Origin of the sequence: Bifidobacterium adolescentis ATCC 15703 (assembly GCF_000010425.1) — a bacterium.
GTDB lineage: Bacteria > Actinomycetota > Actinomycetes > Actinomycetales > Bifidobacteriaceae > Bifidobacterium > Bifidobacterium adolescentis.
Window position 1 is genome coordinate 518,174 of the sequence record NC_008618.1, and the last position, 16,378, is coordinate 534,551.

Annotated in this window: 12 protein-coding genes; 6 read left to right on the forward strand and 6 right to left on the reverse strand. The window is 58.4% G+C overall.

Features of this window, described 5'->3' with window-relative positions; translation table 11 throughout:
* Positions 1–68 precede the first annotated feature (68 nt).
* A complete protein-coding gene (folK, locus tag BAD_RS02195; RefSeq protein ID WP_011742878.1) occupies positions 69–1,619 on the forward strand; it encodes a 2-amino-4-hydroxy-6-hydroxymethyldihydropteridine diphosphokinase in 1,551 nt (516 codons plus the stop codon).
* Entirely contained in the window at positions 1,616–2,191 is a 576-nt protein-coding gene (locus BAD_RS02200) for a DUF3180 domain-containing protein (protein WP_041777257.1), read from the forward strand. The genes folK and BAD_RS02200 overlap by 4 nt, the downstream gene beginning before the upstream one ends.
* 25 nt (positions 2,192–2,216) lie before the next feature.
* Here the strand turns inward: BAD_RS02200 and BAD_RS02205 are convergent, their stop codons facing one another.
* From BAD_RS02205 to BAD_RS02215, 3 genes are all read right to left on the reverse strand, one after another.
* On the reverse strand, positions 2,217–3,122 hold the full coding sequence (locus BAD_RS02205) for an acyl-CoA thioesterase (protein WP_011742880.1): 906 nt from the start codon (positions 3,120–3,122) through the stop codon (positions 2,217–2,219).
* Positions 3,123–3,346: 224 nt separating this feature from the next.
* A complete protein-coding gene (gene ettA / locus BAD_RS02210) occupies positions 3,347–5,023 on the reverse strand; it encodes an energy-dependent translational throttle protein EttA (RefSeq protein ID WP_041777258.1) in 1,677 nt (558 codons plus the stop codon).
* Positions 5,024–5,612: 589 nt separating this feature from the next.
* Positions 5,613–6,038: a peptide deformylase gene (locus tag BAD_RS02215; protein WP_003808289.1), complete on the reverse strand. Its 426-nt coding sequence runs from the start codon at positions 6,036–6,038 to the stop codon at positions 5,613–5,615.
* A 163-nt stretch (positions 6,039–6,201) separates the two neighbouring features.
* Between BAD_RS02215 and BAD_RS08615 the strand changes: the two genes are divergently transcribed.
* The gene (locus tag BAD_RS08615) at positions 6,202–7,041 is read left to right on the forward strand and encodes a bifunctional diaminohydroxyphosphoribosylaminopyrimidine deaminase/5-amino-6-(5-phosphoribosylamino)uracil reductase RibD (protein ID WP_231837103.1); all 840 of its coding nucleotides are present in this window, start codon (positions 6,202–6,204) and stop codon (positions 7,039–7,041) included.
* 166 nt (positions 7,042–7,207) lie between these two features.
* On the opposite strand, the gene BAD_RS02225 is transcribed toward BAD_RS08615, so the two are convergent.
* Positions 7,208–8,716 (reverse strand): amidohydrolase, encoded by a 1,509-nt coding sequence (locus tag BAD_RS02225; protein WP_041777259.1) that lies wholly within the window; start codon positions 8,714–8,716, stop codon positions 7,208–7,210.
* Positions 8,717–8,932: 216 nt separating this feature from the next.
* Between BAD_RS02225 and BAD_RS02230 the strand changes: the two genes are divergently transcribed.
* Positions 8,933–9,859 (forward strand): DUF559 domain-containing protein, encoded by a 927-nt coding sequence (locus BAD_RS02230; protein ID WP_011742886.1) that lies wholly within the window; start codon positions 8,933–8,935, stop codon positions 9,857–9,859.
* 225 nt (positions 9,860–10,084) lie between these two features.
* Here BAD_RS02230 and BAD_RS02235 read toward each other — a convergent pair whose 3' ends face one another.
* Positions 10,085–11,365: an O-acetylhomoserine aminocarboxypropyltransferase/cysteine synthase family protein gene (locus BAD_RS02235; RefSeq protein ID WP_003808298.1), complete on the reverse strand. Its 1,281-nt coding sequence runs from the start codon at positions 11,363–11,365 to the stop codon at positions 10,085–10,087.
* A gap of 236 nt (positions 11,366–11,601) precedes the next feature.
* Between BAD_RS02235 and xylA the strand changes: the two genes are divergently transcribed.
* Both xylA and BAD_RS02245 read left to right on the forward strand, forming a co-directional pair.
* Entirely contained in the window at positions 11,602–12,951 is a 1,350-nt protein-coding gene (gene xylA / locus BAD_RS02240) for a xylose isomerase (protein ID WP_011742887.1), read from the forward strand.
* A 389-nt stretch (positions 12,952–13,340) separates the two neighbouring features.
* The gene (locus tag BAD_RS02245) at positions 13,341–15,035 is read left to right on the forward strand and encodes a glycoside hydrolase family 43 protein (RefSeq protein WP_011742888.1); all 1,695 of its coding nucleotides are present in this window, start codon (positions 13,341–13,343) and stop codon (positions 15,033–15,035) included.
* Between the two features lie 133 nt (positions 15,036–15,168).
* Here BAD_RS02245 and BAD_RS02250 read toward each other — a convergent pair whose 3' ends face one another.
* A complete protein-coding gene (locus BAD_RS02250) occupies positions 15,169–16,188 on the reverse strand; it encodes a LacI family DNA-binding transcriptional regulator (RefSeq protein WP_011742889.1) in 1,020 nt (339 codons plus the stop codon).
* Positions 16,189–16,378 lie beyond the last annotated feature (190 nt).

The window sequence follows — 16,378 nt, forward strand, 5'->3', positions numbered from 1 at the left end:
TAGTCACAACATCGCAATCGCGGAAATAATAGGAATACGGAACGTAGGAACGGCAAAGGAAGGCTGGTATGGATCAGATTCGACTGACGGGAATCCGCGCGACGGGCAAACATGGCGTGCTCGACTTCGAGCATGAGCGGGCCCAGACCTTCGTGGTGGACGCCACGCTGTTCCTCGACCTCGCTGCCGCCGGCCGTTCCGACGATCTGAACGACACCGTCGACTATGGTGCGATCGCCAAAGGCATCGTGGCCATCATCGAAGGCGAACACGTCGATTTGATTGAAAAGCTGGCCAATCGTATCGTCGGCATGATTCTCGGCTTTCCGGCCGTGTGCCGCACGCAGGTCACCGTGCATAAGCCGAATGCGCCGATCACCGTGCCGTTCGACGATGTCAGCGTGACCGTGGAACGTTCCCGTGAAACAGTTGACAGTCCATCGCGTGAGCGGTCGTCGGAACATGGGCAGGTGCATCATGCCATCATCGCCATGGGAGGCAATCAGGGCGATGTGACCGCCACCTTGCGTGACGCCGTTCGGTGCATTGATGGGCTTCCCTCCACGCAGGTGACGGGGGTGTCGCCGCTCTATCGGACCGACGCATGGGGCATGCCGGAAGGTACTGCGGAATTCCGCAATGCGGTCGTGTCCGTGGATACCAGGCTTTCGGCCGCCGAACTGCTGGCCGGTTTGCAGCGCATCGAAGCCTCACATGGTCGCGTGCGCACCGACCATTGGACGTCGCGCACGCTCGATTTGGACATCATCGACTTTGACGGGCAGGAAAGCGCCGACCCCGACCTGACGTTGCCGCATCCGCGCGCATGGCAGCGGGCTTTCGTATTGGGGCCGTGGCTTGCGCTTGAACCGGACGCAGAACTCGGGGGAGCGCACGCCGGTTCCGTGGCGCAACTGCTGCACGAAACGTCCGACCGCGACCATATCGATGAGATCGCGGACGATTGGATGGTTGCCGGAGCTCAGGATCCCATAGTTCGCGATTCCGACATTGGGACGTCTGCAGATGACGTTGATGCGATTGACGATGCCGATTCTGTTGAATCCATTGATTCCATTGAACTTCCGGAAGGTACGGCGGCCTCCAAAGCAGCCGCTGCGGCCGCGGCGAAACCGGGACCGGCATCCCGTCGAGCGGTCATTTCCCTGGATAGCGTTTCAACTGATGCGGAACACCAGTTCCGTCAGGCAATCGTGGCCATCGACGCGCTTCCCGGCAACCAGGTGGAAGGTATTTCGCCGCTGTACCATGTCAGCCAGGTCGACGACTATCCGGACAAAATGGCCGCCGTCATGCAGATTTCCACGCGCATGGACGCGCGTGAGCTTATCGGTGCGTTGGAATCGGTGTCATCCTCCATTTCGGATGACCTCGACCTCGACCTTGTGGACATGGAAGGCGTGGTCCGCAACGAACCTGATTGCATGGTGCCGTGGCCGTCCGCACGTGAGCATGCGGCCGTGCTCGCCCCATGGTTCGACATGGATCCGGACGCGAAACTCGGCAGGGATCCGGTCGCGTTCCTGCTGGCGATGGCTCCGGACGCCGCGCAAGTGGGCATGCTGACCGACAATTGGATTATCGGAGACACGCTATGAGGGCACGCAGAACCCCTTGGTGGTCATTCGTCCTTGCGGCCGCACTTGGCGTGCTGGCCGGCATGGGATTGGCGAAATACGGCGAGATTTCAGGCCTGCCGTTGGTTGGCGCACCCTGGATCGTGCCGGTGGTGCTGGCCGTGTTGGGTGGTGTGGTGCTGTACATGGCTCTGCAGATTCATAAATACACGACCAAAGATCCCGTCAAACGCGCGCAGCTCAAGCCATTGGACCCGCAGAAGGCGTTCGGCACGCTGGTGGCCTGCAAAGCGCTCGGACTTGCGGGCGCGGCGTTGCCCGGCTGGTACGGTGGGCAGATCATCATGAGTCTGCCGCATGGTGAGGCGGAATTCTATAGCCAAGCCATCATCGAATGCGTGGTGGCCTGCGTGGTATGCGTCGCCGACATGATCGTCGGCATCGTGGGGGAGTGGCTGTGCCGCATCCCGCCTATCGACGGGCCGGAAAGTCCGGCCGTGAAAAAGGCCGCACAGCGCAATCGCTATGCGGCCGCCGCCACGAAGGCGTCTACAAAATCGGCTACGAATCCTGCCACGAAATCGAAAGTCTGAACGTCAGACCTTCTTTAACTCCGTCTCAGTCCTTCTTCGGCACGCGGAACATCGCTTCCTGCGCCATGCAGGCCACCAGCTCGCCATCCTGTGTGTAGACCTTCGCTTGGCCCAAGCCGCGTCCGTGCGCCGCGGTCGGCGTGTCTTGCACGTACAGATGCCACTGGTTGATGTCGATGTCGCGGTACCACCACATCGAATGGTCGATGGACGCATACGAAATGCCCGGCGTGGCGATGCTTAAGCCAGCACGGCGCAGAATCGGCTCCAGCATGATCTGGTCGCAGCCCATCGCCAGCATCGCACGATGCATGACCTGCGGCACGTCCACCTTGCCGTCGGCCTTCATCCACACCATCTGCTTGCCGGAATCCTCGCTGGCGCTCTTCTTGTCGGCGCCAAGCATGATGGTGCGCGTCACATGGCGAATATCGAACGGCGACTTCTCCGCATAATACTTGGCGAACGGCGACTGTTCCGCATACGGCTCCATCAGTTGCTTCGCACTGGTCAGGCTGTCGGGATCGGGAATGTTCTCAGGCATCGGGTCGGCGAATTCGATGCCTTCCTGGTCATGTTCCTGGAAGCTGGCGATTGCCGTCAAAATCGAGCCCTGCGCCTGCGTGACATTCACGCGACGGGCGGAGAAGGAACGTCCGTCACGCAGATTTTCCACGTCGAACAGCAGATCCTGACGGATATCGCCGGCCGAAATGAAATAGCCGTGGATGGAATTCGGCAGACGGGATGGAGCGACGGTTCTCGACGCGGCCATCAGCGACTGCGCGATGACCTGTCCGCCGTAGACTCGGCCAGTGGGGAAGTACAGGCTTTCGCCGTTGATATACGTATGGTTGCGATAGTTTGAGGGCGTGCCCAGCTGGAGCACCTTTGCCAGTCGCTGCAGCGGCGTCATGTCTGTCTGCGTCATGATGGCCTCGATTCCTTCCGCGTGTGGATAGCTCTTTATGCTGGCATCGAGTCTATCCATACGTAGTAAATTTCGTCGGATTGTTTTGTAACGAGTACGTGAGAAGAATGAACGGTTGGTTAGCGGCAAACGGTTGACGTATGGCAAAGCGCCACCGCTCGTAATGAAGGGTGGCGCTTTGCTGAAATCTGCGCTTAACGCGACTCGATTGGATCTGTCTGCCTTTAGCGGGTCAGCTTGCGGTGCAGGCGGTGCGGGCGGGCCGCATCCTCGCCGAGACGGGCGATGCGGTTCTCCTGATAGGCCTGGAAGTTGCCTTCGAACCAGTACCAGTTGGCCGGATTCTCGTCGGTGCCCTCCCATGCGAGGATGTGCGTGGCCACACGGTCGAGGAACCAACGGTCGTGGGAGATCACCACGGCGCAGCCCGGGAAGGCGAGCAGCGCGTTTTCGAGGGATTCCAGGGTTTCGACGTCAAGGTCGTTGGTCGGTTCGTCGAGCAGCAGCAGGTTGCCGCCCTGCTTCAGGGTCAGTGCCAGGTTCAGACGGTTGCGTTCGCCGCCGGACAGCACGCCCACCAGCTTCTGCTGGTCGGAACCCTTGAAGCCGAAGGACGCCACGTAGGCGCGGGTCGGCACTTCCACTCCGGCCACCTCGATGAAGTCGAGTCCGTCGGACACGGCCTCCCACAGGTTCTTGTTCGGGTCAAGGCCGGCACGGTTCTGGTCGACGTAGCTGATCTTCACGGTGTCGCCGATCTTGAGCGAACCGGAGGTCAACGGCTCCAAGCCGACGATGGTCTTGAACAGGGTGGACTTGCCTACGCCGTTCGGGCCGATCACGCCGACGATGCCGTTACGCGGCAGGGTGAAGCTCAAGTCGTCGATGAGCACGCGGTCGCCGAACGCCTTGTGGATATGCTCGGCTTCCAGCACGGTGGAACCCAGACGCGGGCCGGCCGGAATCTGGATTTCGGAGAAGTCGAGCTTCTTGTTGTTGCGTGCCTCCTGCTCCATCTGGTCGTAACGTTCCAGACGGGCCTTGTTCTTGGCCTGACGGGCCTTCGGCGAGGAACGCACCCAGTCGAGCTCGCTCTTCAGGCGCTTGGCGAGCTTGGCGTCCTTGGCGCCCTGGATCTCCATACGCTTGGCCTTGGTCTCCAGGTAGGTGGAGTAGTTGCCCTTGTATGGATACAGGTGGCCGCGATCCACTTCGCAGATCCATTCGGCCACATTGTCCATGAAGTAACGATCGTGGGTGACGGCGATGACGGCGCCTTTGTACTGGTGCAGGAACTGCTCCAGCCACAGGATCGATTCGGCGTCCAAATGGTTGGTGGGCTCGTCGAGCAGCAGCAGGTCCGGAGCCTCAAGCAGCAGCTTGCACAGTGCCACACGACGGCGCTCGCCACCGGAGCACACGCTCACCGGCGTATCCGGATCCGGGCACTGCAGAGCGTCCATGGCCTGCTCGAGCTGGGAGTCGAGATCCCAACCGTTGGCCGCGTCGATATCGTTCTGCAGTTTGCCCATTTCTTCCATCAGCGCGTCGAAATCGGCGTCCGGATTGGCCATTTCCTCGCCAATCTGGTTGAAACGCGTCACTTTTTCGGCGATCGGGCCGAATGCCATCTTGATGTTCTCGCCGACGGTCTTGGTGTCATCCAGCGGCGGTTCCTGCTGTAGAATGCCGACGGTGAAACCAGGGGTCAGGTAGGCTTCGCCGTTGGAAACGGTGTCGAGGCCGGCCATAATCTTCAGCAGCGTGGACTTACCCATGCCGTTCGGGCCGACGACGCCGATCTTCGCGCCCGGCAGGAAGCTCAGGGTCACATCGTCAAGAATCACTCGGTCGCCGTAAGCCTTGCGGGCCTTGATCATCTGGTAAATAAACTCAGCCAATGTTGTGTTCCATCCTTAAGAAACGTTGGAATTCCAGCGTTTTGCGTATGTCGGTCGACGGAAAATCGCACTTGTTCGCCGTGCTGTGGCGCGTTGCCGGCGCGACTGGTTGCGGACGAATCGCAAGTCTGCTGCGAACTCATCGAAGCCAAGTGTTTTCGGACCGTGTCCATACGCAAAGTACCATCGCCGATTATCCCATATCCCGTCTACACAGCGGTCGTGGGTCGGTTGTGTGGGAATGGAAGCGTGCCTCCGTACGTGGTTGGTGGTGATGGTGGCCTGCTGCGGCGGTCTCCGAGCCTGGGTGTCTCCGTGTGCCTCTGTGCGCGCGATGGCACCGAGTTGAGATGTCGCCGGAGAGAGGGGAGTCCCGGTGTTGTCCCCGTAGGTGCGGTGGCGGTGATTTTGCGCGGTGAAATCGGGTTTTCGCGTACGGGGTATGTTTCGACCGTTTGAGGGCGAAATCGTACCTCCGTACGTGACTTTGTTGATGATTCTTCCTGTTTTCCCGTGCTTTTCGAGTACGGGGTGGTGGGTTGGCTGTTTTCGGCGGGCGGCTATTGATTGGTGGGCGGCAGGCCGGCGATCAAATGATCACGCCATCGCAGTGGTCGATCTCGTGTTGGATGATCTGCGCGGTGAAACCGGTGAACGCTGCGTGGCGCTCGCGGAATTTCCGATCCATATAATCCACTTCGATGCGCTGGTATCGGACGGTGCGGCGCTCGCCCTGGAGCGAGAGGCAACCTTCCGCCGTATCGAACGCGCCGTCTTCGGCGGTGATGTGTGGATTGAACATCACGAAAATGCGGCCGCCGAAATCCTCATCCACAAAAGCGATGATGCGCTTGGGAACGCCGATCATATTGGCCGCCATGCCCACGCAACCATTGCGATGCGCGTCCAACGTGTCTTTCAGGTCCTGTGCCACGGCCAGATCCTCTTCGGTGTTCTCGGCTGCGGCGGACGGCTGGCTCAAAAATGGGATGGACGTCATAATCTCACGTTGCATGTGATTCCTCTCGTTGGATGTTGCCGGTCTGCCAATATTGTAGCGTCGCATGGCTGCGAGACGGACGGCTGGGCGAACCTGTCCATTCCCTGACCGTTCGCGTCGGCTTCGGGATGTGAGGTGCAACGTGTGCGGCTTGGACTGGTGCAATATGCTTGGGGTCATGGAAGACATGTTGCAATACCGCGAATCTATGGCGCAGGCTCTTGAACTGGCCCGCAAGGGTGCGGGATGGGTGGACCCGAATCCGCTGGTAGGCGCGGTGGTGGTACGTGATGGCGAGGTTCTCGCCACCGGATACCATGACCGGTATCGTGGCCCGCATGCGGAGCGTATGGCGTTCGACTATGCCGACGCGCACGGCATCGATCTGACTGGCGCCACGGTCATCGACACGCTTGAACCCTGCTGCCATGTCGGATCGCAGCCGGCGTGCACTGCCTTGATTCTGGCGCACGGCATCGCACGCGTGGTGGTCGGATCGGTTGACCCGAACCCGATTGTAGCGGGCAAAGGCCTTCGCATCCTTGAGGAAGCGGGCGTCGAAGTGGTTCGCGACGTGATGCGGGAGGAATGCGACGCCATCAATCGCCATTTCTTCCACTACATCACCACGGGAAAGCCGTACATTGTGGACGGCAGAAGGCGTGCGGGTGAATCGGACTCTGAGTATGCGGTCCGTCGGCGCGAACTATATGCCACATATGCGGCGGTGCTTGCCGGAACTGAATCGGACGTTCCTGACGAGTCTTTCGCGCATTTCAACGGACCGGTCCAAGCCGTCGGCGCAGACGAAGTGGTGATTGGCGGCCACAGGCCGTTACTCCTGGAGGCCGGCGCGCTCGCCTGCACGGATCCAGACGAATGGCTGAGTGAGCTGGGCAAGCGCAAAATCGACAGCCTCATCGTGGAAAGCGACGAAGCATTCGAGCGGTTGTCCATGGCTTTGCCAAAAAGACTGAAGCGCCATTCGTGCGTTGTTGGCCGTGTATCTCGCTTATAGATGGCGGATTCGTCTGCTTGTCCAGTGCTATCTCGCTTATAGGTGGCGGATGAATTTTGCGAAGAGGTCTTAAAGGGTGTAAATCATACCCTCTAAGACCTTAATGACGTAGAGGCGCCGCCATCTATAAGCGAAATAGCATCGGGCGGCTTTCCGATTCCGCCATCTATAAGCGAGATACGTGAGACTGATATGTCCAGCACCCAGCAAGCATAGTGGCGAGCACATGGTCGGGCATGGCGCGCATGGCCTCAGGGGACTCAAGCTCACTCGGATCGCAATCCAGCAGCACTAGGTCTGCCGCATCTCCAGCTTGCAACGTCGTACGCCCCAGGGCGGTGGACGAAGCGAGAGCGGTTTCGAAATCCAGACATTGCTCAGACTGGAAAGGCTCTCGATCGGAACTCTCCGTGCCGAACACCGCTGCGGAAATGGCCAGCCACGGATCCAACGGCGCGACCGGCGCGTCCGAGCCCATAAGCAGTTTGGTTCCAGACTTGTGCAAACTGTTGAACGCGTAGGGAATTCCGGCGGGATTGCCCCAGAATCGTGTGATGACGTCACGGTCGTCCATGGCGTGCTGTGGCTGGATGCTCGCGGCAAGTCCCAATTGCGCAAGACGTGGAATGTCGCGTTCCTTGAGCATTTGGGCATGCTCGATGGAGCCGTGCGCGTGGGTACGTTCCGCGCAGTCGAGCACGATGGTGTTCGCTTCGTCGCCGATGGCATGACAGGCGATGTCGAAGCCATGTTCGGTGGCGAGCCGCATATACGATTCGATTTGCTCGGGGGTGTAGCTCAGCGTGCCGTAGGTTTCCGGCGTAATGCCCGAATACGGTGTGGAGCAGTAGGCGGATCGGGTGTTGAGCGAGCCGTCGGAAATCATCTTCATCGCACCGACATGGCCCAAGCCATGGCTTCCGGGAAGTTCGTCGCCGGTATGCCAGCCGTCGTCGATGGCTTGCTGAAGTCGTTCGGGGTAAACGCCGGCTTCGATGCGCAATCCGTCAAGCCCCTGCTTGAAGCGGTCAATCCACGTGTCGATGTTCTCGGCCATCTCATAGTCGCGCACGCCGACCACGCCTTTGCCGGCGGCGTCCTGTTCCGCGTTGCGCAGCAATCGCATCAGCTCGTCAGCCGCACCGGGGCCTTTGTCCAGCTTGCAGTAAGCGTCGAACCATTCAAGCTCGCCGACGAGTCCCGACTCGCCTACATGCACGCCGAGCTTACGAGCCGCGGCTGAATTCACCCAGCCGCAATGCATGTCTGCGCTTGACAGCGCCACGGGCTGGTCGCCCGACACCGCGTCGATCGCAGCCAATGTCGGTTGGGCATCATCGGCCCACAGGGAGTGTCTGAACCGCATGCCGACCACGTACTGGTCCGGGTCGAGCGTGCCGGATTCGCGGCGTTCCTCCAAGTGCTCGCGTAGCAGACTCATTGCCTCATCGGCGCTGCGGGCATCAATCAGATCAAGCCGCCCCAGCGTGTACGACCACTGCGTGAAGTGCGTGTGACAATCCCACAAGCCGGGAATGATCCACGTTTTTGAAGCCTTGGCTACCGACTTTTCCGAAGACCGTACATCCGCGATCCGCCCTTGCTCAATCGTGATGTCGACAGACTCATCGGACCCCACGAAACACACATTCTCAATCACATACGGTTCGCCCATACATCCTCGATTCAACAAAATGACCTCATTGCCAGCCATAGTATCTTTGCAATGCTTGCGATTGCCGCGCTCGTCTCAATCGGCTATGCGCACTTTGAATTCCTCCGCTGGGATACGGTTATCCGCATCAGAAAAGGAAGGGCGCAGTTATCCACTTATCCACTGTTTGCCGGAAGCCGGTAGGCAGCGCGGCGACATTTCCTCTACTTTGGCGCTATGGACAATGGAGCACAATATTCGGAAAGCCTCGCACGGCTGAGGACAAGAACCATCGAACAATGTCTCGAAGCGCAGAGGCGCACCGGAAGGCGGCTGGTGTTCGCGCTTGATACCGCACTGAGTTTACAAGGCATCGAACTGCCTCGCTACCGGCGCGGAGGGCTTTTGGCTGATACGCTGCACGCGGTGATTGAAAGTAACGGCGTGCGAACGATACTGCAGGGAATTTGTTTTGTGCTTTGGTCTGGACCTCAGACGCATATGCCGATTCATCATGGTCGATTGCGATGCACGGATTCCGTGACCACATGGGCCATGCATGCCAATCGGCTTGAAGATGAAGAATTGGTGGTTTTGGGTGATTCGATGATGCGGCGTGATGGACATATGAAAAAGGCCACACTGGAGGAGTTTCGGATATATGTCGATAGCTTGTCCGATTTGTCCAACTATTCAGGCTCCGACAGATTACGTGCGGTGAGAGGAGTGTCGAAAATGCGTAGGGCTCTCAGGCTGATGCGGGAGAATACAGATTCTTCCCAGGAAACGAGAAGTCGAATTGTTCTGTTGTGTTATGGTTTGCCTTGTCCGGAAGTGAACTATGCCATTCGGCTCAAAGGCTATTCTCATGTATTTTTCGCGGACATGGCTTATCCGGATTTGAAAATCATCATTGAATACGACGGCAGGCATCATGCCTCGCGATGGTTGGCTGACAGTAAACGTCGGGAAGCGTTGGAGGATGAAGGATGGCTGTATATCCAGGTGACGGCGGAAAATCTCAGGGATGAGGATTCTCAAAGGGAATTGGCGGAACGTGTGGCGCAGAGGATGTCATTGCGTTTGGGGGAGCCTGTGCGGCTATGTGGGCGAATGACGATTGCTCAGATAGCCGATGGTCGGAGGAAGGGCAACCGTCTGTAAGGCTTGGGCAAGCCCATATCTCGCTTATGAATGGCGGAATCGGGCTGCGGCATGATGCTATTTCGCTTATAGATGGCGGATGAAATCCACAAAAAGGCCTTAAGAGGTATGAATATTACCCCCTAGGGCCTTAGCGATTCAAGAAGACTGCCATCTATAAGCGAAATAGCATCGGTCGGGTGAAGAAATCCGCCATCCATAAGCGAGATGGCGGATTTCTGCGGCTCACTGCACGGCGGCGAGGGCTTGGTCGAGGTCGGCGATGATGTCGGCCGTGTTTTCGATGCCGCAGCTCAGGCGCACCAGGTCGATGCCGACGCCGGCTTCCTCAAGCTGCTCCTCGGTGAGCTGGCGATGCGTGGTGCCGGCCGGATACAGCGTGCAGCTGCGCGCATCGGCCACATGCGTGGCGATGGACACCATCTTCAGATGGTCGAGGAACGCGGAGACCTTCTCGCGGCCGCCCGGCACGCCGAAGGAGATCACACCGCAGGTGCCGTTCGGCATGTACTTCTCCGCCAGCGCATGGTACTTGTCCGTTTCGAGGCCCGGGAAGCTCACCCAGCTGACGCGCGGATCGGCGTCGAGCCACTTGGCCACGGCCAGTGCGTTCGCGCAGTGGCGCTCCATGCGCACGCCGAGGGATTCCAGATGCATGCCCATGATCCACGAATTGATTGGCGCCGGAGTGGAGCCGAAGTCGCGCATGAGCTGCGCGGTGGCCTTGGTGATGTATGCGGCCTTGCCGAATTCCTTCGCGTAGGTGACGCCATGGTAGGAGTCGTCCGGAGTGGTGAGGCCCGGGAATTTCTCCGCATGGGCCATCCAGTCGAAATTGCCGGAATCGACGATCGCGCCGCCCACGCAGGATCCGTGGCCGTCCATGTACTTGGTGGTGGCGTGCGTGACGATGTCCACGCCGTACTGGAACGGACGGCAGTTGATCGGCGTCGGGAAGGTGTTGTCGACGATCAGTGGCACGCCGTGACGATGCGCTGCGTTCGCGAACTTCTCGAAGTCGAGCACGATAAGCGCCGGATTGGAGATGGACTCGCCGAACACGGCCTTGGTGTTCGGCTGGAACGCGGCCTCAAGTTCCTCTTCGGTGCAGTCCGGGCTGACGAAGGTACATTCGACGCCCATCTTGCGCATGGTCACGTTGATGAGGTTGAACGTGCCGCCGTAGATGGCGGAGGAGGCGACGATGTGGTCGCCGTTGTTGCAGATGTTGAACAGCGCGAAGAAGTTCGCCGCCTGGCCGGACGAGGTGAGCATCGCGGCCGCGCCGCCTTCCAGCTCGCAGATCTTCGCGGCGACGGTGTCGTTGGTCGGATTCTGCAGGCGGGTGTAGAAGTAGCCGGATTCGGACAGGTCGAACAGTCGGCTCATCTGTTCGCTCGACTGGTATTTGAAGGTCGTGGCCTGGATGATTGGGGGAGTGCGGGATTCTCCATTGCCCGGCTGATAGCCTCCCTGCACGCAGATGGTGTCGACGTTTTCGCTCATATGTTCCTTCTTTCGATTCCGCGCTTCCGTGTGCCGCGCAGGTGTTGCGCCGCGATGCGAACAAACAAACACACTGTATCACTGCATTGATAAATGGCTTGATTCCAATGGAAACGCCGTATAGTTTAACGAATTGACAAACTTAGGTAATTCAATTTATTATGTAGACCAAGACGGGCGGAAAGCCCGCTGCGAAATAAAGCTTTACGTAAGTAAACCAAGCAAAGGAGCATTCCATGGGTCTGTGGGATATCGATAAGATTCCGTACGTCGGTCGCGAAAAGGGGCCGCAGGAGGGTCTTGCTTTCCATTACTACGATGCCGACAAGGTCGTTGCCGGCAAGAAGATGAAGGACTGGCTGCGTTTCGGCGTCGCATGGTGGCACACCTTCGACCAGCAGCTCGTCGATCCGTTCGGCACCGGCACCGCCCAGCGTCCGTGGTACGGCAAGTATTCCGATCCGGAGGACGAGGCCCTGGCCAAGGTCGACTACGCCTTCGAGTTCTTCCAGAAGCTCGGCGTCGAGTACTTCTGCTTCCATGATCGCGACATCGCTCCGGAAGGCGACACCCTGCGCGAGACCGACAAGAACCTGGACAAGGTCGTCGACAAGATCGAAGAGAACATGAAGTCCACCGGCATCAAGCTGCTGTGGAACACCTCCTCCCTGTTCACCAACCCGCGCTTCGTCTCCGGCGCCTCCACCTCCCCGTTCGCCGACATCTACGCGTACGCCGGCGGCCAGCTGAAGCACTCCCTGGAGATCGCCAAGCGCCTTGGTGCCGAGAACTACGTGTTCTGGGGCGGCCGTGAAGGCTACGAGAACCTGTGGAACACCCAGATGAAGCGCGAGCAGGAGCACATGGCCAAGTTCTTCCACATGTGCCATGACTACGCGAAGGAAATCGGCCTGGACGCCCAGTTCCTGATCGAGCCGAAGGCCAAGGAACCGACGATGTTCCAGTACGACTTCGATGCCGCCACCGCCATCAACTTCCTGCGCACCTATGATCTGATGGACGTCTTCAAGCTGAACCTGGAAGGCAACCACGCCAACCTGGCCGGCCACACCTACCAGCACGAGATCCGCACCGCCCGCGAGGCCGGCGTGCTCGGCTCCTTGGACGCCAACCAGGGCGACAAGCTCATCGGCTGGGATATGGATGAGTTCCCGACCGACCTGTACGAGACCTCCACCGTTATGTGGGAAGTCCTCGCCGAAGGCCAGATCGGCCCTCACGGTGGTCTGAACTTCGACGCCAAGCCGCGTCGTACCTCCTTCACCGCCGAGGATCTGTTCCGTTCCCACATCGCAGGCATGGATTCCTTCGCAGCAGGCCTCCTGGTCGCCGCCAAGATGCACGAGGACAAGGTCATCGAGAACCTGCAGGCCGAGCGCTACAGCTCCTTCGATTCCGGCATCGGCGCAACCGTCGAGAACGGCACCGCCTCCCTGGCTTCCCTCGAGGAGTACGCTCTGGATATCCCGCAGTCCAAGCTCATCGAAGCCACCAAGTCCGATCACCTCGAGTCCGTCAAGGCCACGATCAACAACTACATGATCGACGCCCTGGCCGAGGCGTGAGCCGAAAACTCACTAGGGTTTTAGGTAGCCTCGGGCGAAGTCCGAGACGGTAGTCGAGGGCGAGCAATGACTGGGCGCGCGTAGCGTTCCGGAATTGCAGGACCGAGGCATGGGCGCAGTAAGGAGTTTCCGTTAGGACTCCTGATTCATCGCTGGATCAAACAGTGGGGCTCGACTGTGACAGAGCCGGATGTGGTGTGCCGAACGTCGGTGTTCCGGCACACCACTCACTTTTCTTTCCTTCCTCCTTCCTCAAATTTCCTTCGCACGCAAGTCGTTTGCCGGCTAGATCGCCGGTGAGCGGCTTGCGTGCGTTGTTAGACCAAGCGAAAATTTCGATTATTCGCAATGATGTGATGTATCCAAACGTTCCCGAATGAGGCGTACTTATGACCACAACGATTACCATCGCCAATCCCATTCTTCACGGAATGCATCCTGATCCGAGTTGGATTTGGGATGATGATCTTCGGCAAATCGTGCTTGTGACCTCCACCTTCGAACTGGTTCCAGGCTTGCCTATTTACGTTTCCAGGGATATGGCCCACTGGAAACACGTGTCGGATGCCATAGATGAGGAGTTGGCAAGACGTTTGCTCATTCCTTTCGTGGATGACTCGGGTGGCGTCTATGCGCCGACGCTGCGTAGGATTCGTGGCAAATACGTGATTGCCTGCACCATCGCTCGCATCAATGGACGCAAAGCCATCGCGGAAGGATGCTCCCAGGCCGAATTGGATGCGGCCCAGGCGGCGGAAGGCAACTTCGTTCTTGAGTCGGACTCGATCGACGGACCTTGGCGTGGGCCGTTCTGGATCGAGGGCGCCGAAGGCATCGATCCAGACATATTCGAGGACGGGGACGGCAATGTGTACTGGACCCAGACCCGTCCTGCGGTCAATCCGCAATGGGAAGGCCAGACCGAGGTCTGGACCCAACGCATTAATCCGGAGACTTGGACTTTTGTCGATGACGGTCTTCCTGCGGGATCGGGCAAGACGGTAATATGGCGCGGATACGGTATGGAATCGGTGTGGGCTGAGGCGCCGCATCTCTATCGCGTGGGTGATTATGTGTATCTGATGACCGCTGAGGGGGGCACCAGTTTCGAACATAGCGAAATGGCCATGCGCATCTATGCACCGCATGGACTGCTTCGGGCGTTCGAAGCTTACGAACGGGAAGCATCCGAATCGGGTGAGTGCATTCCGCAGGTTCGTGACGGGGAACGCTGCTATCTTGGCACCGCAATCCGTGCCTTCCACGCGGATAAGAAGAATCCGATTCTCACCCACCGACATCTGGGTTTGTCGGAACCGCTGCAATGCGTGGGACATGCGGACCTGTTGCTTCATCCGGAACTGGGATGGTGGCTGGTGTGTCTCGGCGTGAGGGAGACGCGGGGAAAGCATGACGGCGAATTATTGAGCTACTTGGGAAGGGAGAGCTTTGTCGCTCCGGTATCCTGGGAACATAATCCGGCCGATTGGAAGCTGGACGGCAACGGTGCATTAGATACGCATGAGGGTGACCCCGGATGGCCAGTGACGTGCGCTGGTCTTGGCCGCTTGGCCGACGAGATCACGGTTACTACTGAAGACGATGGCATCACCATCGAGCCTAGGGTGAAATCCTCGCTCGCCGGTGACGTGGAACCTGCGCTGGTGGATGTGGCTGATGGCTCGACGAACGATGTGGTGGTGCGCGACGAGCGTGATGTCAGCTACCGCAGAATAGCGAAACTGCCGACGCTCATGCCGATTCCCATGTCCGGTTCTTTAGTGATTCGGCAGAATTCCACGCATTACGCGGTGTTTTCGATGCATGGCACGGATGTGCGCTACGAGATGGTGAATGGAGACGATTCGCAAGCTGGGTCTGTTGCCGTACAGGCTGACGGAGTGCGTCCGGCGGTACTTTTCGACGACAACCGCTTGTCGGTCATCGTAACTGGCATGCATGGTCCGGTTGATTCTGCGACGTTCGTGCGTCAGGGGCAGGTCCTGCTGAGTGTCGATGCCCGTTTCCTCAGCACCGAATGGGCTGGTGGGTTCGTCGGTTGCATGGCCGGCTTCATGGCATAGATTCTACGGAATTTCAGGATGGTTCACTGCTGGTGTTCCGACGGGCCGTCTTAGAACGAGGTGAAAACGGGTCGAAAGGCTAGGAGCGCTGTGTTCTCCCTTACGGTTGTGCCTGTGAGGTTTGCCCCGCTGATTAACCCTCGAGTTGCTGTGTGCTGTTGCGTACCACTAGCGATGTCGGCATGATGATGTGCGGTTGGATCACGTCGTCGGTGGACAGCGCCTCGACCAGCATGCGTACGGCGGCCCTTGCCATGTCTTGGAGCGGCTGCCGTACGGTGGTCAGCGCCGGGCCAAGGAATGCGGCAGTCTGCACATCGTCGAATCCGACCACGGATAAATCCTCCGGAATACGTAATCCCAGCTGTCTTGCCGCCTCGTAGACGCCCATGGCCTGCAGATCGCTGCCGGCGAAGATTGCGGTCGGACGATTTGGTCGTTTCAACAGGGAGATGGACTGTGCGTAACCGCCGGAAGTGGTGAAATCGCCTTCGGTGATAAGTTCGGGATCGGTTTCGATTCCATGTTCCGCAAGCGCTGATGTATATCCGTCCAGACGTGCTTTGGAACACATCATTTCCTCCGGTCCGGTGATGATGCCTATGCGGGTATGTCCGAGTGCGAGCAGATGCCTGGTGGCGATTACGCCTCCGGTCCAGTTGTCCGCTTGCACCGACAGCGTGTCTGGATCTGGATTACCGAATGGATCGAACAAGACGAAGGGAATACCTCTGGAATGCAGTTTGTTCCGTTCGATACGTGTCAGACTGGAGAAGACAAGAATGGCGCCATCTGTCTGCCGACGCAGCATGTTGTCAATCCAGGATGAGTCCGGGTGCTGGCGATTGCCGCCTTCGGTGGTGATGACGTTCAAATCATGCAACTTGGCTTCGCGAATGGCGCCACGGAGTACTTCAAGGGCCCAAACATTATCGAAATCTTGGAACACGATTTCGATAATTCGTTGGCTTTTCGCGCCTGTCGCTTTACGGGAATACCCATACCGTTTCAACACCGCGTTGATGGTTTGCCGCGTCTCTTCGGAAACGTCGGCTCTGCCGTTGAGCGCCTTGGATACGGTGGAAAGGGAATAACCGGTCTCTTTAGCTATGTCAGAGAGTCGTACCGTAGCTTTCTTTGTCGTATTGCGCATGAGTCACTCCTTCTTCATGCTCATCATATCCGAAAACGCGAACGAAAGTTTCGGTTTGCGTTTTTCGAAACTTTCGATATGTTGGCAATACTTAAAAACGTTGTAAAATCAACGAAAAATAATTAGTTTTCTGATTTTACAAAAAACTTGACTTTGTGTGATTTGTTTCGGTAGTCTATAGGTACAACGA